We start from the raw sequence: 21,536 nt of genomic DNA, 5'->3' as shown, positions 1-21,536 counted from the left end.
CCCTCAGGAAGCAGGCAACGCAGCCAACCGAGCCTCAATCCGCCCAATATCCGCGACCGCGGTCTCCCGCCGCACCTTGATCTTCTCGATCACCTGCTCCGGAGCCTTCGCGATAAACGCCTCATTGCCCAGCTTCCCCTCAGTCTGCGCCAACTCCTTCCGCGCAGCCCCGAGGTCCTTCTCCAGCCGCTTCCGTTCAGCAGCCACGTCGATGGTGCCGGAAGTATCCAGCTCCACCGTCACGACGCCCCCAGCCAGCGCGACCTCCAACGAGGCACTGACCGAGAACCCGTCCTCCGGCTCGGTAAGCCGCACCAACGACCGGATCGCACCGGAGTGCCCGTCCGGGAACGCCTCCCCGGACAACCGAGCAGCAACCTTCTGCCCCGGCTTCAGCCCCTGGTCCGCGCGGAACCGGCGAATCTCGGTGATCAGCTTCTGCACATCAGCCACGCGAGCGTCCGCGACCGGGTCCGCATACCCCTCGACCGCGGACGGCCACTCGGCGATCACCAACGACTCGCCGCCGGTCAACGCCGTCCAGAGCTTCTCCGTCACGAACGGAATGAACGGGTGCAGCAGCCGCAGCACCGTGTCCAGCACATGCCCGAGCACCTTCCGCGTGGCCTCGACCCGGGCGGAATCCCCTTGGTACAGCTGAACCTTGGCCAGCTCGAGGTACCAGTCGCACAGCTCGTTCCACGTGAACTGGTACAGCGCGTTGGCGACCTTGGCGAACTGGAAGTCCTCGAACAGACCGTCCACTTCGGACACCAGCGAAGCCAGCCGCCCGAGAATCCACCGGTCGGATTCGGTCAGCTCGGAAGCGGGCGGCAGCGAACCCTCCGCCGTGGCCCCGTTCATCATCGCGAACTTGCTGGCGTTCCACAGCTTCGTGCAGAAATTGCGCGAACCCGCCGCCCACTCGTCGGCCAGCGCCATGTCCGCACCCGGGTTCGCTCCGCGAGCGAGCGTGAACCGGGTGGCGTCCGCGCCGTAAGCGTCCATCCATTCCAGCGGGTCGATGACGTTCCCGCGCGACTTGGACATCTTCTTGCCGTTGGCGTCGCGGATCAGCCCGTGCAGGTACACGTGGTCGAACGGCTGCCGCCCGTCCATTTCCTGCACGCCGAACATCATCATCCGGACGACCCAGAAGAAGAGGATGTCGTAGCCGGTGGACAGCACGCTGGTCGGATAGAACTTCGCCAGGTCCGCGGTCTCGTCCGGCCAGCCCATCGTCGACATCGGCCAGAGGCCCGACGAGAACCAGGTGTCGAGGACGTCCGGGTCCTGCGTCCAGCCCTCGCCCGACGGCGGCTGCTCGTCCGGGCCCACGCACACGACCTCGCCGTCCGGGCCGTACCAGACCGGGATCCGGTGCCCCCACCACAGCTGACGCGAAATCGTCCAGTCGTGCATGTTGTCGACCCAGTCGAAGTACCGCTTCTCCAGTTCGGCCGGGTGGATCTTCGTGCGCCCGTCGCGCACCGCGTCGCCCGCGGCCTTGGCCAGCTCGGCGACCTTGACCCACCACTGCAGCGACAGCCGCGGCTCCACGACCGTGTCGCAGCGGGAGCAGTGCCCGACCGCGTGCACGTACGGCCGCTTCTCCGCGACGATCCGGCCCTGTTCGCGCAGCGCGGCGACCACCGCGGGCCGCGCCTCGAACCGGTCGAGACCCTCGAACGGACCGGGCACGGTGACCTCGGCGCGCTCGTTCATGACGGTCAGCATCGGCAGGTCGTGGCGGCGGCCGATCTCGAAGTCGTTCGGGTCGTGCGCCGGGGTCACCTTGACCGCGCCGGTGCCGAACTCCGGGTCGACGTGCCGGTCCGCGACCACCGGGATCTTCCGGCCGGTCAGCGGCAGTTCGATCTCGGTGCCGACCAGGTGCGTGTACCGCTCGTCGTCCGGGTGCACGGCCACGCCGGTGTCGCCCAGCATCGTCTCCGCGCGCGTGGTGGCCACGACGATCGAGGCGTCGCCGTCGCCGTAGCGGATCGACACGAGTTCGCCGTCGTCGTCGTTGTGGTCGACCTCGATGTCCGACAGCGCGGTCTGGCAGCGCGGGCACCAGTTGATGATGCGCTCGGCGCGGTAGATCAGGCCCGCGTCGTAGAAGTTCTTGAACACCGTCTGGACGGCCTTGGACAGGTTCTCGTCCATGGTGAAGCGCTCGCGCGACCAGTCGACGCCGTCGCCGAGCCGCTTCATCTGGCCGAGGATCTTGCCGCCGTACTCGGCCTTCCACTCCCAGACGCGTTCGACGAACTTCTCGCGGCCGAGGTCGTGCCGCGACAGGCCCTCGCCGGCCAGCTGGCGCTCGACGACGTTCTGCGTCGCGATGCCCGCGTGGTCCATGCCCGGCAGCCACAGCACCTCGTAGCCCTGCATCCGGCGGCGGCGGCTCATCGCGTCCATCAGGGTGTGGTTGAGCGCGTGGCCCATGTGCAGGCTGCCGGTGACGTTCGGCGGCGGCAGTACGATCGAGAACGGCGGCTTGTCCGACGAGGCGTCAGCCGTGAAGTACCCCGCCGCTACCCAGCGGTCGTACATCGGGGCTTCCTCGGCGGCCGGGTCCCAGGCACCCGGAAGGTCGGTTTTCTGCTGCGGAGCGTTCTCGGTCACAATGGACAAGTCTACGAACCCGCCGCGGCGGGGTTACGCAGGGGGAAAGGCGGTGCTTCGATGACTCGGCCGGAGGATCCGGACGACCGGATGGAAACCCATCCGGACCTCATGGACCCGGAGTGGCGCAAGCACGCCCAGCGCGACGCGTGGCTCGGCGCCAAGAAGGACATGAAGAAGCGGCGCAAGCGCGAACGCCGCAACGCCCCCTCCCCGGGGTACGGCCGCGGCGGCGCGGCGCCGCGCCGCTGGCCCGGCATCGCCGCGATCGTCGGCCTGGTGCTGCTGCTCGCCGCGGCGATCGTGGTGCACCAGGTGCGGCCGATCGGGGTCAACGACGACAAGATCGGGTACGTCGTCGGGCTCGGCTCCCCGTCCGAGACCAGCAGCCAGCCGCTCTAAGGCGCCGATTTCAGGTCCAGGACCGCGGAGCTCTTCACCGTCACCAGCCGCTTGACCTGCGTGCCCGGCATGTCCCGGGGTTCGTCCGAGCCCCACGTGACCTGGAAGGCAGCGTCGCCGCCGACGCAGAAGGAAGCCGTACAGCCCTTTTTCACCGTAGGGCCGAGCGGGACAGCCATGCTCACCTCGACGCTGTCGGCGTTGATTTTCCGCACCGCGAGGGGACCGATGCCGCCCCGGGAAACCGTGATCGTGACCGGTCCCGTCACCTGAGTGCCGCACCCGGCGGCCGCCGCCATGACCGCACTCACCGCGATCGCCTGGTGACAGAAGGTCAGCTTCGTCATACCGTCATGGTGACCGGACTTACCGGGACCACTCCCGGCCCAAGGATGCACAGGCTGAGCTCAACAGGCTAGACTGTGCTTATGTCCGAAGACCCGCCCGTCCCGCCGCGCGTCGCCGAGTCCGCCGGCTGGATCCGCGGCGTCGTCGGCCAGCTGCACCGCAGGCTGCGGCAGGTCGACAACGCCGAGATCCTCACACCGACCCAGACCGCGGTGCTCCACCGGCTGCACCGCGAAGGTCCCGGGACCCAGGCCGAACTGGCCGCCGCGGAGCACGTCCGGCAGCAGTCCATGGCCGCCACCCTCGGCGTGCTCGACTCGCTCGGCTACCTGAACCGCACGCGCGATCCCGCCGACGGCAGGCGCGTCGTGATTTCGCTGTCCGATCTCGGCGCCAAGACCGTCATCGGGATCCGGCAGCACCGCGACGAATGGCTCGCCGCCGCGCTCGCGGACGAACTGACCGAAGACGAACTCGAAACGGTCCGGCGCGCGCTGCCCTTGCTGCAGCGGATCGCCCAGCGCTGACCGGCTCAAACCTGAGGAGCACCGACGAACACCGCGACCGCCCCCGCGAAATCCCGTTTCGGCGCGCGCCTGGTGACCCCGCTGGTCGCGAGCGCCGTGCTGAACCCGATCAACTCCACGCTCATCGCCGTCGCGCTCGTCCCGATCGGGCAGGCCTTCGGCGCCGGGCCGGGCCGCACGGCCTGGCTGATTTCCGCGTTGTACCTGGCCACGGCGGTCGGGCAGCCGGTCGTCGGACTGCTCGTCGACCGCTACGGCGCGCGGCGCGTGCTGCTCGGCGGCGCGTCCGTGGTGATGGTGGCCGGGATCGCCGGGATGATTCCGATCTCCGTGGAATGGCTTACCGGGGTACGGGCGGTGCTCGGCATCGGCACCTGCGCCGGATTCCCGGCCGCGATGGCCGTGCTGCGGCGGCGCGCCGACCAGATCGGCGAAGGCGTTCCCGCGCGGGTGTTGTCCGTGCTGGCGATGTCCGCGCAGACGGTCATGGTGATCGGCCCGACGCTCGGCGGCGTGCTGATCGCCCTCTTCGGCTGGCCGGCGATCTTCGCGGTGAACCTGCCGCTGGCCGGCATTTCCCTGGTGCTGACTCTGCTGTGGGTGCCGAAAGACACCCCCGCCGAGAAGCCGGCGGAGCGGATCGACGTCGCCGGGATCGCGCTGTTTTCCGCCGCGCTGCTGGTGTTGCTGTGCTACCTGATGGAGCCCGGCGTCGGCGACCTCTGGCTGCTGGCCGCCGCGATCGTGCTCGGCGGGCTGTTCGCGAGGGTCGAGCTGCGCGCCCGGAAGCCGTTCATCGACCTGCGGATGCTCGCCGCCAACGGCCCGGTGCTGCGCACGTATTTGCGCCAGGCACTGAGCTTCCTGGCGATCTACACGATCATGTTCGGCTACGTGCAGTGGCTCGAGGAGGCCCGCGGGTTCGCCGAATCCGCGGCCGGGCTCTTGCTCCTGCCGATGTCCGGGGTCGCCGTGTGCGCGGCCGCGCTGTCCGGCCGTCCGACCGGCGTCCGGCTGCGGCTGCTGGTAGTTGGTGCGGCGCTCCTCGCCGGATCCGTCGCGCTGCTGTTCGTCAACGACGGCACCGCGCTGATCTGGCTGCTCGTGCTCGCCGCGTTGTTCGGCCTGGCCCAAGGGCTCACCAGCGTCGCCAACCAGACGACGCTCTACCGCGAAACGCCGGCCGAGACGATGGGCACCGCGAGCGGTCTCTTCCGGACCGCGCAATACCTCGGCGCGATAGTCGCGGCCACGGTCATCGCCCAGTGCTATGGCGGGCACGCCGACTCCGGCGGGCTGCACCGGCTGGCCGTCGTGCTGATCGTGACCAGCGGGTTGCTGCTGATCGTGACCGCCGCGGACCGTGCGCTGGCGCGGGCCGAACGCCGCGCGCGCGAGCGGCGGGAAGCGGTGTGACGACCCCCGTCTTGGGTTCCGCGGCCCCAAGGCGGACGATGTGCCCATGACTCGCGAAGCTCCGACTGGTGACGTGGACGAAGCCCGCCTCGAAGTGGGCAAGCCGAAAGGCTGGGCGGCCGGAATCCCGGGAGTCGCGGTATCGCTGGCGCGCGGGGTCGAGCAGATGGGCCCGGTCCGCACCGCCCGCACGCTGCGGCTGCTGAACCAGCGGGACGGCTTCGACTGCCCGGGTTGCGCGTGGCCCGAACCGCGGCAGATCGACGGCGAGAAGCGCAAGTTGGCGGAGTTCTGCGAAAACGGCGCGAAGGCGGTCGCCGAGGAGGCGACGAAACGCCGTGTCGGTCGCGAGTTCTTCGCCGCGCACCCGGTGTCCGAACTGGCCGAGCGCACCGACTACTGGCTGGGCCAGCAGGGCCGCCTCACCGAGCCGATGGTGCTGCGCGAAGGCGCTTCGCACTACGAGCCGATCTCCTGGGACGACGCGTTCGGCCTGATCGCCGACGAACTGCGCGGCCTGGCGAGCCCGGACGAGGCGATTTTCTACACCTCCGGCCGCACCAGCAACGAGGCCGCGTTCGTGTACCAGCTGCTGGTGCGCGCGTACGGCACGAACAACCTGCCGGACTGCTCGAACATGTGCCACGAATCGTCCGGTGCGGCGCTGTCGGCGACCACCGGCATCGGCAAGGGTTCGGTGTCGCTGGCCGACCTCCACCAAGCCGACCTGATCGTGGTCGTCGGGCAGAACCCGGGCACGAACCACCCGCGGATGCTGTCCGCGCTGGAGCAGGCGAAGGGCAACGGCGCGAAGGTCGTCGCGGTCAACCCGCTGCCCGAGGCCGGGCTGATGCGGTTCAAGAACCCGCAGAACGTGCGCGGCGTCGTCGGCAAGGGCACGCCGCTGGCCGACGAGTTCGCGCAGATCCGCCTCGGCGGCGACCTCGCGCTGTTCCAGGCGGTCGGGCATCTGCTGCTTCAGTGGGAGGACGCCGCGCCAGGGTCCATTGTGGACCGCGAGTTCGTGGAGAAGTCCACACACGGCTTCGAGGACTGGGCCAAGCAACTGCGCGAGATCGACTGGCCGGAGACCGAGAAGGCGACCGGCCTCGCCCGCGAGCAGATCGAGCGCATCGCGCGGATGATCGCGACGTCGGAGCGCACGATCTACTGCTGGGCGATGGGATTGACCCAGCACAAGCACGCCGTGCCGACGATCGCCGAGGTCGTGAACCTGGCGCTGGCGCGCGGGATGATCGGCAAACCGGGCGCGGGCCTGTGCCCGGTGCGCGGCCACTCGAACGTGCAAGGCGACCGCACCATGGGCGTGTGGGAGAAAATGCCCGAGCGGTTCATGGACGCGCTCGAGGCGGAGTTCGGCATCAGCGTGCCGCGCAAGCACGGCTGGGACACCGTCGACTCGATCCGCGCGATGCTCGACGGCCGCGGCAAGGTGTTCTTCGCGATGGGCGGCAATTTCGCCTCCGCCACCCCGGATTCCGACCGGACCGCGGACGCGCTGCGGTCGTGCTCGCTGACCGTGCACGTGTCGACGAAACTCAACCGTTCGCACGTCGTTCCTGGCCGCACCGCGCTGATCCTGCCGACGCTCGGCCGCACCGAACGCGACGAGCAGGAATCCGGCCGGCAGTTCGTGACGGTCGAGGACTCGATGTCGCAGGTGCACGCCTCGCGCGGACGGCTGGCCCCGGCGAGCGACGAACTGCTGTCCGAGGTCGCCATCGTGTGCCGGCTGGCGGAGCGGCTGCTCGGCGCCGACCACCCGGTGCCGTGGCGGTCGTTCGAGAAGAACTACGACCTGATCCGCGACCGCATCGCCGCGGTGGTGCCGGGCTGCCACGACTACAACCGGCGCGTCCGCGAACCGGACGGTTTCGTGCTGCCGCACGCCCCGCGCGACTCGCGGGAGTTCACCGGCACCGCTACCGGCAAGGGCACGTTCACGGTGTCGGAGCTGGAGTACCCGGAGGTCCCCGAGGGGCGGTTGCTGCTGCAGACGCTGCGCAGCCACGACCAGTACAACACGACGATCTACGGCCTGTCCGACCGTTACCGCGGCATCGAGGACGGACGCCGGGTGGTGTTCGTGCACTCGGACGACCTGGCCGCACTGGGCGTCGCGGACGGCGAGATCGTGGATCTGGTCTCGGAATGGCGCGACGGAGACCGGCGGGCGCCGAGCTTCCGCGCGGTGTCGTACCCGACGGCTCGGGGATGTGCGGCGGCGTACTTTCCGGAGGCTAATGCGTTGGTGCCGCTGGATTCCGTGGCGGAGAAGTCGAATACGCCGGTGTCGAAGGCTGTGGTGATCCGGTTGGAGCCGCACCACCACGGGTGACCGGTCGTGAGTGGCTGCGCCGGTGAGAACCAGCGCAGCCACTCACGACCTCAGTCGATGCAGTTGTCCCCGTCCGAAGTGACGGGCTGCGGCTGGTCGGCCTTCACCGGCACGCCGGCCGCGGATCCGCCGTCCGACACCCCCGGTCCGGCGTAAACCTTTCCGAGCACCACCTGGATGTGCCCGGCCGGAACGTCCGCTGATTCCTGAGTGGACAGTCCACCGAGTTCCTTGGCCACCTCCGCGCCCTCGGCGGCGAGCGCAGCCGGGTAGCGCACGATCGACGTCCGCTGCGACGGGGCGTTGCCCGCGGCGGTCGCGGCGAACCCCTTGCCCTTCAACACATCCGCGACCCGCGACGCGAGCCCGGACGCTTCACCGGCGTTGGAAACCTCCACCGCTGCCTTCGGCGCACCCGGCGGCGCGGCGGGCGGGGCCGCGCCGATCAATCCGGCCGCAAACGCTTTCACCTGCACCGGATCCACCTGCACCGCGGTCGCCGACGGATGGGACCGGTCGTACCGGTAGTCCGGGTTCAGCACCGGAACGGTCGTGAACTGGATGCCGCCGCCGGACACCCCGCGCATCTGGCCGACGAAGTCGAGCACGTCCCACCACTGGTCCAGCACCACCGAGCGCTTGACCGCGTCGATCAGGTCGTTCAGCTTGCCCGGGTCGGCGAGCGTTCCGGCGGACAGCACCTGGTGCGCGAGCGCGGCGAGGAACACCTGCTGCCGCCGCATGCGGCCGAAGTCGGTGCCGGGCAGATTGTCGCGCTGCCGCACGAAAGCGAGCGCGGCGCCGCCGGAAAGGCGCTGCTTGCCCGCGGGGAAATCCGCGCCCGAGTTCTCGTCTTTGGTCGCGTGCTTCAAGCACACTTCGACGCCGCCGACGGCCTTGCTGATCTCGGAAAAGCTCAGCAGATTGACCTCGGCGTAATGGTCGATCGTGACGCCGGTGAGGTCTTCGACCGCCTGCCGCGTCGCCTGTCTGCCGGCGGTGAGCGATTCCTGTTCGATCTTGTCCTTGTCGGTTTCCCCGCTGGCCCGCAGTTTCGCCGCGGCGGCCGCCTTGCCGCGCCCGAACGCGGCGTTGATCTTGCCCTTTCCGCCGCCGGGCAGCGGGACGTACGAATCGCGCGGGATGGAGAAGGCCTTGACCTCCTGCTGGCCATTGGGAATCCGCATGACGATCAGGGTGTCGGTGAGGTCGTCGCCGTTGTCCCCGACGCGCAGTTCCTGCAGCACGCTCTGCGGCAGCGGATTGCCCTTCGGGTCCTTGCGCGCGTCGCGGCCGACGAGCAGGATGTCGAGCGCTCCGTCGGCGGGCTGCTCCCCCTGTCTGGTACTGCCGCCGGTGCCGATGACGTCGCTGCGCGTGATGTCCTCGAGCGACGACAGCGTCGAGAATCCGTACGCCGTCCCGGCGAACACCACCGTCGACAGTGCTCCGGCGATAACTTTCCCTGCGATCCGCACGCCCCTCTGGACGTCCGAGAACCTCGATGTGCTGCATTCGTGACACAGCTCACAGCTCAGCGCAGGTGTGAGGCTCCGTTCAGATCCAGGATCGAACCGGACGCCCAGGGCGTCTCCGACGAGGCCAGGAACACCACCGCTTCGGCGATCTCCTCCGGTTCGGCGACCCGGCCGAACGGGCTCTGCCGCCGCACCTCGTCGGTGACCCGGTCGGCGACGCGCTCGGTCGCGGTGAAACCCGGAGCCACCGAGGTGACCGAAATGCCGTGCGGGGCCAGCTGGACCGCCAGCGACTGGCCGAACGCGTGCAGCGCGGCCTTGCTCGCCCCGTACGCCAGGTATTCGGGCTCGCCGCGGAACGCCCCGCGCGACCCGATGTTGACGATCCGGCCGGGCACGCCCCGGTCGATGAGGTGGCGGGCGACGTGGAAGGAAACGTTGGCCGCGCCGAGGAGGTTGACGTCCAGCGTGCGCTGCCAGGCGTCCTGCCAGTCCGCATAGGACATTTCGGCGATCGGCGTGCGGGTGGCCGGAGTCGTCCCGACCGCCGCGTTGTTGACCAGCACGTCGACGCCGCCGAGCTGTTCCTCGGCCACGTCGGCGATCCACTGCGCGGCTTCGGGGTTGCCGAGGTCGCCGGACACGAGCACGTGCCCGGAACCGGGCAGCTCCTCGAGCGTCTCGCGCGCGGCCTCCCGGTTGGATCCACAGTGGACGGCGATCCGGTCGCCCCGGGTGGCGAAGGCGACGGCGATGGCGCGGCCGATCCCGCGCGAAGCTCCGGTGACGAGGACGTTCATTTCGCGAACAGCTGCGTCTCGTCGCGGAAAGCCTTGAACTCCAGCGCGTTCCCGGCCGGGTCGTGCAGGAACATCGTCCACTGCTCCCCCGGTTCGCCGGCGAACCGCTGGTACGGCTCGATCACGAACTCGGTGCCCGCGGCGCGCAGCCGCCCGGCCAGTTCGTGGAAGCTGTCGACGTCGAGCACCAGCCCGAAGTGCGGCACCGGCACGTCGTGCCCGTCGACCGGATTGCGGCCCGCTTCCGCGCGAGCGCCCGGGACCACGTGCGTGACGACCTGGTGGCCGTGGAAGTTCCAGTCGACCCACGCGTCCGCCGAGCGCCCCTCCGCCAGCCCCAGCACGCCACCGTAGAACTCGCGGGCCTTCGGCAGGTCGTCGACCGGAATGGCCAGGTGGAAGGCGGGACGGACAGCCATGCGGCACTCCTTCGGCGCGGGGATCGGGGTCTTCACGTTGACTGGCCAATGTCCGAATGTCAACATTAACCCGTGGAAGTCACCCCCCTGAGGAAGGCGGCGCGCCGCGGGCTCGCCGACGAAGCCGCCGACCGGGTGCGCGAAGCGATCTTCGCCGGGCATTTCCGGCCCGGCGCGCCGTTGCGCGAGGTCGAACTCGCCGCGTCGCTGGAGATCAGCCGCGGTTCGGTGCGCGAAGGCATCGCCCAGCTCGCGCGGGAAGGCCTGGTCCGCTGCGACTGGCACCGCCCGACCACGGTGGTCGACGTGACCGCCGAGGACGTCGACGAGGTCTACTCGGTCCGCGCGGCGCTGGACCGGCTCGCCGCGGTGACGGCGCGCACCGCTGCCACCGAAGCGGATCTGGACGCCTTGGACGCGCTGGTCGCTGATTTGGCGGCGGCGGTCCGGTCGAAAGCGGAGGGACCGCGGTTGCTGGCGCTGGACATCGCTTTTCACGACCGCGTATACGCCGCCGCGGGCAACGGCCGCCTGACGGAGGCGTGGAATGCGGTGCGGTCGCAGGTGTTTCTGTTTCAGCTGCAACGGGTTTCGCTCGGGCACGAGCATTACCGCGCTCGGGTGGTCGCCGAGCATCGCGAACTGGCGGAGTTGATTCGCCGCGGCGACCGGGGGCGGTTGGCCCGGGTCGCGGAACAGCACGTGGAGTCTGCCCGGGAAAGCTTGCTCGAACGCATCCAAACCGAGTAGTTCCACGCATCCGCCGTGCTCCGCGACCTGTCAGGCTCGTTGAGTGGACACGGATACGAGCCGAGCGCGCGTCGCACTCACCGGGGCATTGCACGGCGTCGGCGCGTACCTGGTCTGCGCCCTCGCGCTGTGCGGGCTCGCGCTGGCGCTGTTGATCGGCGCGAAGGGGCTGACCGAGCCAGCCGTGCTCGGGGTCATCGTGCTCGCCTCCTTCCTGCACTTCGGGCTTTTCGCGCTGCCGGTCGCGGCCGTAATCGGCGCACTGACCGCCTCGCTGGCCCAGCCGAAACGGACAGCGCGCCGCGTGTGGCTCACGGTTTTCGTGCTGACTTTGCTGCTCCCGGTCGTTTTCACCGCATCGACGGCTATGCGACGGGGGTAGCCTCTTTCGCTTTCGCGAGCGCCGCTTCGATCCGCTTGTTGCTCGTCATGCTCATCGTCACCAGAGTCATCGACACGAGCACCCCGGCGGCCGCGAGGTACGGCACTCGCACTCCGGCCGTCGCGGCGAGCCAGCCGCCCAGCGCCGCGCCTGCCGGTGCGGCCGAAGCCGAGACCAGCCGCGACGCCGCGGCGACCCGGCCCATCAGCCGCGCCGGGACCACGACCTGCCGCAGCGAAGCGCCGAGCACCATGGTCGTCGCCATGGCGCAGCCGCACAGCGCGAACATCGCCCCGGCGAGCCACGGGTCCCGGGCGAGGCCGAACACCAGCACCGCGCCGCCCTCGATCACCGCGGTGACGGTGAGCGCGGTGCCGGTTCCCAGCCATTTCTCCAGCGGTCCGGCGAGCACCATCGCACCCACCAGCCCCCCGACGGCTTCGACGGCGAGCAGGAAACCGTATCCGGCGGAGTGCAGTCCCAGCGCGTCCTTCGCGAACACCACCAGCACGGCCCCGAACGCGCCGAACGCCAGGTTCCCGACCGCGGGCCGCAGAGCGAGGCCGAGCAGCAGCCGATCCTTGACTACGTAAGCGAAACCCTCCTTCGAGTCCGCCCACACCGACCGGCCCGGCGCACGCTCCGGGACCGGCGTCGGCGGCAGCGTCCGGATCAGCGTCGCACTGGCCACGTAGGTCAGCGCGTTCACCGCGAACGGCAGCGTTTTCCCCACGGCGAAAAGGAAACTCCCGATCGGCGGTCCGGTGAACTGCCCGGCCGCGGTCGACGCCCCGCGCAGGTAGCCGTTGGCACGGCGGAGCAACGTCTGGTCCCGTGCGAGCAAATCCGGCAGATACGCCTGTGCGGCGGTGTCGAAGAACAGCGTGCCGGTGCCGAGCAGGAACGCCACCGCGAGCAGGACCGGAATGCTGAGCCAGCCGAACGCGCCCGCGGCGACCGTCAGCCCCAGCAGCACTGCCCGCACCAGGTCCGCGATCCACATCGTGCGCCGCCGGTCCCAGCGGTCGACCAGCGCGCCGGCGAACAGCCCGGCCACCGGATACGGCGCGAGCACCGCCACCGTCACCAGGCTGACCACCAGCGGATCGCTGTCCAGCAGAACCGCCAGCAACGGCAACGCCGCGGAATACGCGCCGTCGCCGAGAGAACTGACCGTCGCGGCTGTCCACAAGCGACTGAACGCGGGAGGCATTTTCGGTTGCGTCATCTGGCCGCACCCGGCCCCGGACGGAAGAACGCGACCGCGACGGTGGCGGCCGCCTCGTCTGCGTCGCGCGCGTCCCGCAGTTCGTCGAGCAGTCCGGCCAGGCGGCGCTCGAACTCCTCGAACTGCGCCTCGCTGATCCGCGTGTGCAGCATCCGGACGAACCGGGGCGAGCCCTCGGGCGCGGTCGAGAGGTCGTCGAGGGCGTGCTGCAGCAGCACGTCCCGCTGTCCCGCGGCCGGTTCGGGCAGCTCGATGCTCCGCCCGACGTGCGCGTAGTAGCGCTCCAGCACCCCGCGCACCTTCCGCGTGCGCACGACGTGCACGATCCCGGCCCGCTCCAGCACCCGCATGTGGTAGCTGGAACTGCCTTTCGCGATCCCCAGCTGCTCGGCGACCTGCGTGATCGTCGCGGGCCCGTCGCGCAGCACCGCGAGCACGCGGTGCCGCACGACGTTGCTCACGGCGCGCAGCTGGTCGGTGGTCTCGACATGGACAGTGTCTTGAGGCGGAACGTAGCCCGCTTGATCGTCCCCAGTCACGGGGACAATGGTCAACGACTCTTGACTATTTGTCCAGCCCTTGTTTCCGGGCCGTGCGCTCCCGCGGCGCTCAGCCGCCGAACAGGCTGACCACCTTCCGGATCAGCTCGACCACGCCGTAGGCGAACGGGGCGAGCACCCACAGCCAGGCGATCACCAGCAGAAGGGTCCGGCCGCCGGAACGGCCCTCGGCACTCGTCATCACGCCTCGCTCCCCACCGCGCCGCGGTCGACGGGTTCGTGGAATTTCTCCTTCACCGGGCGCACGCATTCGTTCGCGACGAACCCGACCACCAGCAGGCCGATCATGATCCAGAACGACAGCTGGTACAGGTCCGGCCCGGTCTTGCCGGCGGCCTTCTGGCTGTCCGCGATCCCGTCCACGATCAGCGGCCCGAGCACGCCAGCCGCCGACCACGCGGTCAGCAGCCTGCCGTGGATCGCGCCGACCTGATAGGTGCCGAACAGGTCCTTGAGGTACGCCGGGAGCGTCGAGAATCCGCCGCCGTAGAAGGACAGGATCAGCATCGCGCACAGCACGAACACGAGCTTCGACGCGTTCGTGGTCAACGCGATCACGAGGTACAGCAGCGCGCCGACGCCGAGGTAGAACCGGTAGATGTTCTTGCGCCCCACCAGATCCGAGGCGGACGACCAGACGAACCGGCCCAGCATGTTGGTCAGCGACAGCAGCGCGACGAACCCGGCCGCGGACGCGGTGCCGACCGGAGCCGAGGTGCCCTTGAAGAAGTCGGTGATCATCGGCGCGGCCTTCTCCAGGATGCCGATGCCCGCGGTCACGTTGAGGCACAAGACAATCCACAGGCACCAGAACTGCGGCGTCTTGAGCGCGTTCGCCGCCGAGACGTTCGCCGTGGAGATCATCGGCTTGGCCGCGGCCTGTTTCACCTCGCCCGCCGGACGCCAGTCGTCGGCCGGGACGCGAACGATCAGCACGCCCATCGTCATGAACACCGCGTACACGATGCCGTGGATCAGGAACGCCGTCGCGATGTCGCCGGTCGTGGGCGAGGAGCCGAGCATCGCCGACGACCACGGCGACGCGATCAGCGCGCCGCCGCCGAAGCCCATGATCGCGATCCCGGTGGCCATGCCCGGCCGGTCCGGGAACCATTTGATCAGCGTCGACACCGGCGAGATGTAGCCGATGCCGAGACCGATCCCGCCGACGCCGCCGTAGCCGGCCACGACGAGCCAGAACTGCCCGGTCGCGACGCCGAGCGCGGCGAGCAGGAACCCGGCGGAGAAACAGATCGTGGCGACGGTCATAGCCCAGCGCGGTCCGTTCTTCTCCACGAGGGTGCCGCCGAACGCGGCGGACAGCCCCAGCATCACGATGCCGAGCTGGAACGGCAGCCCGGACTCCGTGCCGGTCAGTCCGAGAGTCTTCTCCAACGGCGTCTTGAAGACGCTCCACGCGTAGGCTTGGCCGATCGACAGGTGGATGGACAGCGCGGCGGGCGGCACGAGCCAGCGGGTCCAGCCGGGCGGTGCGACGATGCGGGAACGGGCAAGGAAGCCGGGGACAGCCATCGGCGGTCTCCTCCCAACAGTGACGAGGTGCTGGGAATGGTTTACCAGATCCTCGGCGTTGCGCCGGATGACTGTCGAATGTCTTGTCGGTGACAACACCGAGACACGACCGAAGACGACAATAAGGACGAGCGGAGCGAGCGATGGGCAGAGTGACGGTGCGGCGGCCGGTACGGCGGATCTCCGCGGCCGGCGAACGGCGCCGGCCGGACTCGCTGGCCGCCGAGGAACCGCTGGAACTGCGGGTCGGCGGCAAGGCACTGGCGGTGACAATGCGCACGCCCGGCCACGACGTCGAACTGGCGCACGGCTTCCTGCTGTCGGAGGGTGTGCTGGGGTCCCGCGAGGACGTGGCCGTGGCCCGTTACTGCGACGGCGTCGACGACCAAGGCCGCAACACCTACAACGTGCTCGACATCGCACTCGCCGAAGGTGTCGCCCCTCCGGACACCGGGGTCGAGCGGAACTTCTACACGACCTCGTCGTGCGGCGTGTGCGGCAAGGCCGCTCTCGACGCGGTGAAGCTGCGCAGCCGGTTCTCCCCCGCCGCGTCCGAATTCGCGGTGAAGACCGACGTCCTCACGCAGATGCCGGATCGATTGCGGGAACAGCAAAAAGTGTTCTCGTCCACCGGCGGCCTGCACGCCGCCGGACTGTTCACTTCGGACGGTCAGCTCGTCGTCGTGCGCGAGGACGTCGGACGGCACAACGCGGTGGACAAGGTGCTCGGCTGGGCTCTGCAGGCGGGCCGGATCCCGGCGCCCGATCTGGGGCTGCTGGTCTCCGGCCGCGCCTCGTTCGAACTCGTGCAGAAGGCCGCGATGGCCGGCATCGGGCTGCTCGCCGCGGTGTCCGCGCCGTCGTCGCTCGCGGTCGAACTGGCCGAGGAGAACGGCATGACGCTGATCGGTTTCCTGCGCGGAGACAGCATGAATCTCTACACCGGGGACCAGCGCCTGCTCACCTGATCAGGCTCCGGCGGGCACCCAGTTGCCGTGGAAGCCGTGCGGGACCCGGTCCGGCAGGTGGACCGCGGCGACGGTTTCGAGGGTGCCCGCGTCGAGCAGGACGAGGTCGCTGCGCGCCTCGGCCGCGTCGTAGACGTAGCCCATCAGCACGCCCTCGTCCTCGCCCGCGTCCGCGCTGGACGGAACGAACACGAACTCGCCCGGCTCGCGCCCGGGGCCGAACCGGTGCGCCTCCGCGGAACCCTTGCGCAGGTCGTGTTTGTACACCGCGCCGACGCTGCGCGACCGGTCGTCGACCGCCGTCGCGTAGCCGTACCGGTGCGGCAAACCGACCAGCCGCTCGTCCACCCGCGGGAACTCCTGGCCGTGCTCGTCGATGCGTTCCTCGACCACCTTTCCGAGCGTGAGGTCGACGGTCCACCGGTCGAGCGTCGGCTCGCCTTCGGCGGGGCCGTGCAGCGCGCGGTCGAACATCTTCGGGTGCCGGACCACGTCGAGCACGATCCGGTCGTCCTCGTCGTAGGCGTTGAGCGGATGGAAGACGTAGCACTGGCCGACGTCGAACCAGCGGACGTCGCTGTTGTCCCCCTCGCGCGGCATCACGCCGACGCGCGCCGGGTAGTCCGGATTCCACCGGTACGGCAAGGAACTCACGCCGCGGCCGGTGCGCGCGGTCAGCGGGTCGGGCACGTCGACCGGTACCGGCACCTGGTCCGGATCGAAGGTGACCGGCAGGTCGTAGAACACGACATACCGTTGCGTGAGCGAGAAATCGTGCATCATCGGCGCGCCGGTGACCTCGACGTCGACCGTGCGCCGCGCCCGGCCGTCGGTGCCGATCACCGAGTACTGCACCCGGTTTCCGAGTCCGAACTGGTAGGAGACGGCATGCAGTTCGCCGGTTCGCGGGTCGCGCTTCGGGTGCGCCGTGTACCCGGAGAGAGTGCCGCCGAAGTCGCAAACGCCGAGCGTGTCGAGTTCCTCGCTGAGCTCCCATTGCGGCAGTCCGCCCTCGACTAGCGCGATCGTGCGCCCGGCGTGCCCGATGACGTTGGTGTTGGCCCCGCTTTCGTCGGTGCCGACCCGGCGGCTGCGGTACCACTCGGCGCGGCCGTCCCGCAGCCGCACCCCGTGCACCATGCCGCGGCCGAGGAACCAGTGGTGCGTTTCGGGATCCGGGTCGGCCGGGTTCGGCCCGTTGCGCAGGTAGCGGCCGTCGAGGTAGTCCGGCAGTTTCCCGGTGACTGTCAGCCGGGTGCTCGTGTACTCGCGCTCGACCGGCGCGAAGTTGCCTTCAAGGAAGAGATTGCCCATGACCCACTCCGTCCATAACGTGGTTATGAGCACCGGTATAACAGGGTTATGGGATACTGGCAAGCATGAGCGAGCGGACCCGGGGCGAACACACGCGGACGCAACTGGTCGAGGCGGCGATCCGGCTGCTGGCCGACGGCGGCGCGGAAGCACTGCAGGCCCGCAAGCTGGCGGCCGAGATCGGCGCGTCCACAATGGCCGTCTACACCCACTTCGGCGGGATGGCCGCACTCATGGAAGCCGTTGCGCGAGAAGGGTTTCGGCGGCTGATCGCGAACATGGCGACCGTCGGGCAGACCGACGACCCGGTCGCCGACCTGTACCGCCTCGCGCTCGCCTACCGCCAAACGGCGGTGGAGCACCCGGAGCTGTTCACGCTCATGTTCCGCGCGGCGGGGGCGCACGGACACGCAGTCGGCGATTTGCTCAAGAAGGACCCGGACACCGAGGCAGCGGCGTCGTTCCACGGCATGGTCGCCGCCGTCGCGCGCGCCATCGACGCCGGACGGCTCCAGGGCGACCCGCTCGTCGTCGCCTCACAGGTCTGGAGTGCGGTGCACGGCTATGTCACCCTCGAACTGCTGGGCCACTTCGGCCGGGGCGACCGCGGGGTGGCCGAGGTCCTCGCGCCGCTCTGCGTGACGCTGGTCGTCGGGCTCGGAGACAGTCCTGCCGCCGCTCGGGCGTCCGTGGGGCTGGTCACAACAACCGAGTGAAGATCTTCAGAAGGCAACGTTTCGTCCCTTCTCCACGTCTTACGCTATATGGGTGAGGGGGAACCGGTGAACCAGGAGACCGAGGGCCGAAGGCGGGTGAGCCGCCGGTCCCTGCTGATCGCGGGCGCCTCGGGCCTCGGCATCGCCGGGCTCGCGGTCGGGAGCGCGACCGGCGTGGTGCCGTTCAACCAGCCGATGCAGCGGGCGCTGGGCGTCACGTCGTCGACGCCGGTCACGCAACTGGGCAGCATGCGGGTGGAGCGGGTGTTTTCGCACGCCCGCGGCCGCGAAGTGGATCTCGTCTTTCTTCTGCCGAGCAAGAAGCCGCCGGCCGGTCTGCCGATCTCGCTGATGCTGCACGGCCTGCACGGTTCCGCGCGCTCGGCCGCGCCGAGCGGCCTGCTGAAGCAACTCGGCAGCGACGTCGCCCGCAAAGCCGTGCCCGCGTACGGCTTCCTCGCGGTCGACGGCGGCGACAACTACTGGCACCAGGTCCGCCCCGGCGACGACCCGATGGCGATGCTGCTGGAAGAAGTCCCGCAGTGGCTGCGCACCCGCGGCTTCGGCGGCACGGACGGCCAGCCGTTCGCGTGCGCCGGAGTGTCGATGGGCGGCTTCGGCGCGCTGCTGTACGCCCGCCGCCGAGCCGAACGCCGCCAACCGCCCGCCGCGGTCGCCGCGATCGCCCCGGCACTGATCACGTCGTGGCCGGAAATGGCGAAACGCCACATTTTCACCGGAATGACGGACTGGACGTCGTTGGATCCGCTGCGCCACCAGTCCGCGCTGCAAGGCATTCCGACGGCGGTTTACTGCGGCACGGAAGATCCGTTCATCACCGGGGTGCGGCGGTATATCGCGGAAACGCACCCGACGATCGGCTACACGGCGCACGGGAAGCACAGCGACACGTTTTTCCGCACGACGGTGCCGAGCATGGTGGGGTTCTTGGGGAAGCATTTGCAGCAGAAGGTTTAGCTGCCGATCTGGTGCGCGTTTATCGCGGTTCTAACCGTGATGAACACGCACGACCTCCACCGGCGTCAGCACTTACGAGACCCAGCGGGCCACGACCGACATCACCCAGAACCCGACCATCGCGGCCAGTGCCATCAGCAGCGACCAGCGCAGCTGCTGCGCCCGGGTCTGCGCCGCACGCAACCGGCGCAGGAACAGCCACGCCACCACGAACAGCGGGATCGGCAGCAGCGGCAGCGCCGACAGCCGGGTGCCGACCGCGACCAGGCAGACCAGCGTGAACAGCGCGAGCAGGATCTCGGACGCGCGGATCAGCCACGGGAACCGCGTCAGCACGGACGCGGCTACCCGCTCGCTGAGTTCCACGAGGCCGACCGGGGCGGCGGGCGGCTCGGTCTCGGCAGGTACCGCTTCGCCGGGGTCGGCGGTCTCGTCCCCCCGGGGTGCGGTCAGCGGCACGGTTGTCATCCTGTCCATTATCGCGCCTGCCGAGGACACCCGGACAGCCGACTCCTGCTCAACGCCCGGCGGCCGCCGGGTCAGGCCGACTTCTCGCCGCGCTCGCTGCGGGTGCGGCGCGACGGCTGGCGAGCCACGATCGTGGGGTTGACGTTCTCCCGCACGGTCTGCTCGGTGATCACGACCTTCGCCACGTCCTCGCGGCTCGGGATGTCGTACATGACCGGCTGGAGGACCTCCTCCATGATCGCGCGCAGGCCGCGGGCGCCGGTGCCGCGCAGCACGGCCTGGTCCGCGATGGCCTCGAGCGCGGTCTTGGTGAACTCCAGCTCGACGTTGTCCATCTCGAAGAGCTTCTTGTACTGCTTCACCAGCGCGTTGCGCGGCTGCGTCAGGATCGAGACGAGCGATTCCTTGTCCAGGTGGTTCACCGTCGCCACGACCGGGAGCCGGCCGATGAACTCCGGGATCAGCCCGAACTTGATCAGGTCCTCCGGCATGGTCTCGGAGAACACGTCGCTGCCCTCGATCTCGGCCTTGGTGCGGATCTCCGCGCCGAACCCGAGGCCGCGCTTGCCGACCCGCTCGTTGATGATCTTTTCCAGCCCGGCGAACGCGCCCGCCACGATGAACAGCACGTTCGTGGTGTCGATCTGGATGAACTCCTGGTGCGGGTGCTTGCGCCCGCCCTGCGGCGGCACCGACGCGGTGGTGCCCTCGAGGATCTTCAGCAGCGCCTGCTGCACGCCCTCGCCGGACACGTCGCGGGTGATCGACGGGTTCTCGCTCTTGCGGGCGATCTTGTCGACCTCGTCGATGTAGATGATGCCGGTCTCGGCGCGCTTGACGTCGTAGTCCGCCGCCTGGATCAGCTTCAGCAGGATGTTCTCGACGTCCTCGCCGACGTAGCCCGCCTCGGTGAGCGCGGTGGCGTCGGCGATCGCGAACGGGACGTTCAGCAGCTTCGCCAGCGTCTGCGCGAGATAGGTCTTGCCGCAGCCGGTGGGGCCGAGCATCAGGATGTTCGACTTGGCCAGCTCGACCGGCTCGTCCTTGGAATCCTTCGGCCCGGACTTGTCGTCGGCCTGGATCCGCTTGTAGTGGTTGTACACCGCGACCGCGAGCGTCTTCTTCGCGTCGTCCTGGCCGATGATGTACTGCTCGAGGAACTCGTGGATGTCGGCGGGCTTCGGCAGCTCGTCGAGCTTCACGTCGCCGGCTTCGGCCAGCTCCTCTTCGATGATCTCGTTGCAGAGGTCGATGCACTCATCGCAGATGTAGACCCCTGGCCCGGCAATGAGCTTCTTCACCTGCTTCTGGCTCTTGCCGCAGAAAGAACACTTCAGCAGGTCGCCGCCGTCACCGATCCGTGCCATGGCCGTTGACCTCGTCCCCTCCGGTGCGCGAGCGCACCTGCACTACTCTCTGGCGGCCCCGGGACTGCCAGGCGTTCCCGGAACCCACACGCATTGCCACCGACGGTACCCGCCCGAAGGCGCGGGCGGGAACACCCGAGCGCGTCGGGCACGTCGACGACCGACAGTAGACCAGCGGACCGGTGCGCGTCGCGGATTCGCCGCGCACCGGCCCGTCGCGGTCAGTTCGCCGAGGCCTTCCGGTACGGGAGCACCTCGTCGATCAGGCCGTAGGCCTTCGCCTCCTCGGCGGTGAGGATCTTGTCCCGCTCGATGTCGGCCTTGATCTCGTCCGGTTCCTTGTTCGTGTGCTTCGCCAGGATGACCTCCATCTGGCGGCGCACGCGCTGGATCTCGTTGGCCTGGATCTCCAGGTCCGAGACCTGCCCGTAGGTGCCCTCGGTGGCCGGCTGGTGGATCAGCACGCGCGCGTTCGGCAGCGCCATGCGCTTGCCCGGCGTGCCCGCCGCCAGCAGCACCGCGGCGGCCGAGGCGGCCTGGCCGAGGCACACGGTCGAGATGTCCGGGCGGATGTACTGCATGGTGTCGTAGATCGCCATCAGCGACGTGAACGACCCGCCCGGGGAGTTGATGTAGATGCTGATGTCGCGGTCCGGGTCCTCGTGCTCGAGGTGCAGCAGCTGGGCCATCACGTCGTTGGCCGACGCGTCGTCCACCTGCACGCCGAGGAAGATCGTCCGCTCCTCGTACAGCTTGTTGTACGGGTTGGACTCCTTCACGCCGTAGCTGGTGCGCTCGACGTAGGACGGGAGGATGTACCGCGACTGGGGCGACAGCGGCATATTCGGGGCCCGGAAGTCACCCGGGAGCCGGAAGTTGCTCATGATGCTCT

22 protein-coding genes are annotated in these 21,536 nt (G+C 69.4%); 9 read left to right on the top strand and 13 right to left on the bottom strand.

The genetic code is table 11. The annotated features are described in order from the left end of the window. Positions 1-3: 3 nt before the first annotated feature. Positions 4-2,631, bottom strand: coding sequence for a valine--tRNA ligase (locus tag ATK30_RS03125; protein ID WP_101434219.1), 2,628 nt, complete (start codon positions 2,629-2,631; stop codon positions 4-6). Positions 2,632-2,691: 60 nt separating this feature from the next. Here ATK30_RS03125 and ATK30_RS03120 point away from each other — a divergent pair, with 60 nt between their 5' ends. After that, positions 2,692-3,033 (top strand): hypothetical protein, encoded by a 342-nt coding sequence (locus ATK30_RS03120; protein WP_101434218.1) that lies wholly within the window; start codon positions 2,692-2,694, stop codon positions 3,031-3,033. Here the strand turns inward: ATK30_RS03120 and ATK30_RS03115 are convergent. Further along, positions 3,030-3,380 (bottom strand): hypothetical protein, encoded by a 351-nt coding sequence (locus tag ATK30_RS03115; RefSeq protein WP_101434217.1) that lies wholly within the window; start codon positions 3,378-3,380, stop codon positions 3,030-3,032. The genes ATK30_RS03120 and ATK30_RS03115 overlap by 4 nt on opposite strands. Positions 3,381-3,461: 81 nt before the next feature. On the opposite strand from ATK30_RS03115, the gene ATK30_RS03110 reads away from it, so the two are divergent. The 3 genes from ATK30_RS03110 to ATK30_RS03100 all read left to right on the top strand — a co-directional run bounded on the left by ATK30_RS03110 (position 3,462) and on the right by ATK30_RS03100 (position 7,683). Next, positions 3,462-3,908: a MarR family winged helix-turn-helix transcriptional regulator gene (locus ATK30_RS03110; RefSeq protein WP_101434216.1), complete on the top strand. Its 447-nt coding sequence runs from the start codon at positions 3,462-3,464 to the stop codon at positions 3,906-3,908. 72 nt (positions 3,909-3,980) lie between these two features. Continuing rightward, a complete protein-coding gene (locus tag ATK30_RS03105; protein ID WP_167441808.1) occupies positions 3,981-5,324 on the top strand; it encodes an MFS transporter in 1,344 nt (447 codons plus the stop codon). A gap of 46 nt (positions 5,325-5,370) precedes the next feature. Further along, positions 5,371-7,683 (top strand): FdhF/YdeP family oxidoreductase, encoded by a 2,313-nt coding sequence (locus ATK30_RS03100; RefSeq protein WP_101434441.1) that lies wholly within the window; start codon positions 5,371-5,373, stop codon positions 7,681-7,683. 50 nt (positions 7,684-7,733) lie between these two features. On the opposite strand, the gene ATK30_RS03095 is transcribed toward ATK30_RS03100, so the two are convergent. The 3 genes from ATK30_RS03095 to ATK30_RS03085 are packed head-to-tail and all read right to left on the bottom strand — an operon-like array spanning position 7,734 to position 10,380. Then, complete coding sequence (locus ATK30_RS03095; RefSeq protein WP_101434215.1) at positions 7,734-9,161, bottom strand: LCP family protein; 1,428 nt, start codon at positions 9,159-9,161, stop codon at positions 7,734-7,736. A gap of 56 nt (positions 9,162-9,217) precedes the next feature. Beyond that, positions 9,218-9,961 carry an SDR family NAD(P)-dependent oxidoreductase gene (locus ATK30_RS03090; RefSeq protein ID WP_101434214.1) on the bottom strand — a complete coding sequence of 248 codons (744 nt, stop codon included), beginning with the start codon at positions 9,959-9,961 and terminating at the stop codon, positions 9,218-9,220. Continuing rightward, positions 9,958-10,380: a VOC family protein gene (locus ATK30_RS03085; protein WP_101434213.1), complete on the bottom strand. Its 423-nt coding sequence runs from the start codon at positions 10,378-10,380 to the stop codon at positions 9,958-9,960. The genes ATK30_RS03090 and ATK30_RS03085 overlap by 4 nt, the downstream gene beginning before the upstream one ends. Positions 10,381-10,452: 72 nt before the next feature. Here ATK30_RS03085 and ATK30_RS03080 point away from each other — a divergent pair, with 72 nt between their 5' ends. Continuing rightward, on the top strand, positions 10,453-11,130 hold the full coding sequence (locus ATK30_RS03080) for a GntR family transcriptional regulator (protein WP_101434212.1): 678 nt from the start codon (positions 10,453-10,455) through the stop codon (positions 11,128-11,130). A gap of 43 nt (positions 11,131-11,173) precedes the next feature. After that, a complete protein-coding gene (locus tag ATK30_RS03075; protein ID WP_101434211.1) occupies positions 11,174-11,512 on the top strand; it encodes a hypothetical protein in 339 nt (112 codons plus the stop codon). On the opposite strand, the gene ATK30_RS03070 is transcribed toward ATK30_RS03075, so the two are convergent. The 4 genes from ATK30_RS03070 to ATK30_RS03060 form a co-directional block, all read right to left on the bottom strand. Then, positions 11,496-12,740 carry an MFS transporter gene (locus ATK30_RS03070; RefSeq protein WP_101434210.1) on the bottom strand — a complete coding sequence of 415 codons (1,245 nt, stop codon included), beginning with the start codon at positions 12,738-12,740 and terminating at the stop codon, positions 11,496-11,498. The two genes, ATK30_RS03075 and ATK30_RS03070, sit on opposite strands and share 17 nt — an antisense overlap. Continuing rightward, the gene (locus ATK30_RS03065) at positions 12,737-13,279 is read right to left on the bottom strand and encodes an ArsR/SmtB family transcription factor (protein ID WP_208637251.1); all 543 of its coding nucleotides are present in this window, start codon (positions 13,277-13,279) and stop codon (positions 12,737-12,739) included. Before ATK30_RS03065 ends, ATK30_RS03070 begins: the two co-directional genes overlap by 4 nt. A gap of 70 nt (positions 13,280-13,349) precedes the next feature. After that, positions 13,350-13,481, bottom strand: coding sequence for an MFS transporter small subunit (locus tag ATK30_RS46815; RefSeq protein ID WP_279629981.1), 132 nt, complete (start codon positions 13,479-13,481; stop codon positions 13,350-13,352). Then, positions 13,481-14,833, bottom strand: coding sequence for an L-lactate MFS transporter (locus ATK30_RS03060; RefSeq protein ID WP_101434208.1), 1,353 nt, complete (start codon positions 14,831-14,833; stop codon positions 13,481-13,483). Before ATK30_RS03060 ends, ATK30_RS46815 begins: the two co-directional genes overlap by 1 nt. Before the next feature lie 143 nt (positions 14,834-14,976). Here ATK30_RS03060 and fdhD point away from each other — a divergent pair, with 143 nt between their 5' ends. Continuing rightward, positions 14,977-15,801 (top strand): formate dehydrogenase accessory sulfurtransferase FdhD, encoded by an 825-nt coding sequence (gene fdhD, locus ATK30_RS03055; RefSeq protein ID WP_101434207.1) that lies wholly within the window; start codon positions 14,977-14,979, stop codon positions 15,799-15,801. Here the strand turns inward: fdhD and ATK30_RS03050 are convergent, their stop codons facing one another. Then, complete coding sequence (locus tag ATK30_RS03050; RefSeq protein WP_101434206.1) at positions 15,802-17,115, bottom strand: carotenoid oxygenase family protein; 1,314 nt, start codon at positions 17,113-17,115, stop codon at positions 15,802-15,804. A 65-nt stretch (positions 17,116-17,180) separates the two neighbouring features. Between ATK30_RS03050 and ATK30_RS03045 the strand changes: the two genes are divergently transcribed. Together ATK30_RS03045 and ATK30_RS03040 are read left to right on the top strand one after the other, a co-directional pair. Next, entirely contained in the window at positions 17,181-17,831 is a 651-nt protein-coding gene (locus ATK30_RS03045; protein WP_101434205.1) for a TetR/AcrR family transcriptional regulator, read from the top strand. Positions 17,832-17,879: 48 nt separating this feature from the next. Continuing rightward, positions 17,880-18,809, top strand: coding sequence for an alpha/beta hydrolase-fold protein (locus tag ATK30_RS03040; RefSeq protein ID WP_101434204.1), 930 nt, complete (start codon positions 17,880-17,882; stop codon positions 18,807-18,809). 72 nt (positions 18,810-18,881) lie between these two features. Here ATK30_RS03040 and ATK30_RS03035 read toward each other — a convergent pair whose 3' ends face one another. The 3 genes from ATK30_RS03035 to ATK30_RS03025 all read right to left on the bottom strand — a co-directional run bounded on the left by ATK30_RS03035 (position 18,882) and on the right by ATK30_RS03025 (position 21,528). Then, the gene (locus ATK30_RS03035) at positions 18,882-19,277 is read right to left on the bottom strand and encodes a hypothetical protein (RefSeq protein WP_220817849.1); all 396 of its coding nucleotides are present in this window, start codon (positions 19,275-19,277) and stop codon (positions 18,882-18,884) included. A 71-nt stretch (positions 19,278-19,348) separates the two neighbouring features. Continuing rightward, positions 19,349-20,644: an ATP-dependent Clp protease ATP-binding subunit ClpX gene (gene clpX / locus ATK30_RS03030; RefSeq protein ID WP_009081145.1), complete on the bottom strand. Its 1,296-nt coding sequence runs from the start codon at positions 20,642-20,644 to the stop codon at positions 19,349-19,351. A gap of 221 nt (positions 20,645-20,865) precedes the next feature. Next, a complete protein-coding gene (locus ATK30_RS03025) occupies positions 20,866-21,528 on the bottom strand; it encodes an ATP-dependent Clp protease proteolytic subunit (RefSeq protein WP_037364520.1) in 663 nt (220 codons plus the stop codon). Positions 21,529-21,536 lie beyond the last annotated feature (8 nt).

Source organism: Amycolatopsis echigonensis (assembly GCF_002846615.1).
Classification (GTDB): Bacteria; Actinomycetota; Actinomycetes; order Mycobacteriales; family Pseudonocardiaceae; genus Amycolatopsis; species Amycolatopsis echigonensis.
This window is presented reverse-complemented; position numbering and strand designations above follow the sequence as displayed.

Coding starts and splice junctions, on each gene's coding strand:
- ATK30_RS46815 (WP_279629981.1), bottom strand. CDS start 13,481: ATGACGAGTGCCGAGGGCCGTTCCGGCGGCCGGACCCTTCTGCTGGTG.
- ATK30_RS03050 (WP_101434206.1), bottom strand. CDS start 17,115: ATGGGCAATCTCTTCCTTGAAGGCAACTTCGCGCCGGTCGAGCGCGAG.
- ATK30_RS03120 (WP_101434218.1), top strand. CDS start 2,692: ATGACTCGGCCGGAGGATCCGGACGACCGGATGGAAACCCATCCGGAC.
- ATK30_RS03115 (WP_101434217.1), bottom strand. CDS start 3,380: ATGACGAAGCTGACCTTCTGTCACCAGGCGATCGCGGTGAGTGCGGTC.
- ATK30_RS03085 (WP_101434213.1), bottom strand. CDS start 10,380: ATGGCTGTCCGTCCCGCCTTCCACCTGGCCATTCCGGTCGACGACCTG.
- ATK30_RS03025 (WP_037364520.1), bottom strand. CDS start 21,528: ATGAGCAACTTCCGGCTCCCGGGTGACTTCCGGGCCCCGAATATGCCG.
- ATK30_RS03070 (WP_101434210.1), bottom strand. CDS start 12,740: ATGACGCAACCGAAAATGCCTCCCGCGTTCAGTCGCTTGTGGACAGCC.
- fdhD (WP_101434207.1), top strand. CDS start 14,977: ATGGGCAGAGTGACGGTGCGGCGGCCGGTACGGCGGATCTCCGCGGCC.
- clpX (WP_009081145.1), bottom strand. CDS start 20,644: ATGGCACGGATCGGTGACGGCGGCGACCTGCTGAAGTGTTCTTTCTGC.
- ATK30_RS03045 (WP_101434205.1), top strand. CDS start 17,181: ATGAGCGAGCGGACCCGGGGCGAACACACGCGGACGCAACTGGTCGAG.
- ATK30_RS03100 (WP_101434441.1), top strand. CDS start 5,371: ATGACTCGCGAAGCTCCGACTGGTGACGTGGACGAAGCCCGCCTCGAA.
- ATK30_RS03040 (WP_101434204.1), top strand. CDS start 17,880: ATGGGTGAGGGGGAACCGGTGAACCAGGAGACCGAGGGCCGAAGGCGG.
- ATK30_RS03090 (WP_101434214.1), bottom strand. CDS start 9,961: ATGAACGTCCTCGTCACCGGAGCTTCGCGCGGGATCGGCCGCGCCATC.
- ATK30_RS03060 (WP_101434208.1), bottom strand. CDS start 14,833: ATGGCTGTCCCCGGCTTCCTTGCCCGTTCCCGCATCGTCGCACCGCCC.
- ATK30_RS03110 (WP_101434216.1), top strand. CDS start 3,462: ATGTCCGAAGACCCGCCCGTCCCGCCGCGCGTCGCCGAGTCCGCCGGC.
- ATK30_RS03035 (WP_220817849.1), bottom strand. CDS start 19,277: ATGACAACCGTGCCGCTGACCGCACCCCGGGGGGACGAGACCGCCGAC.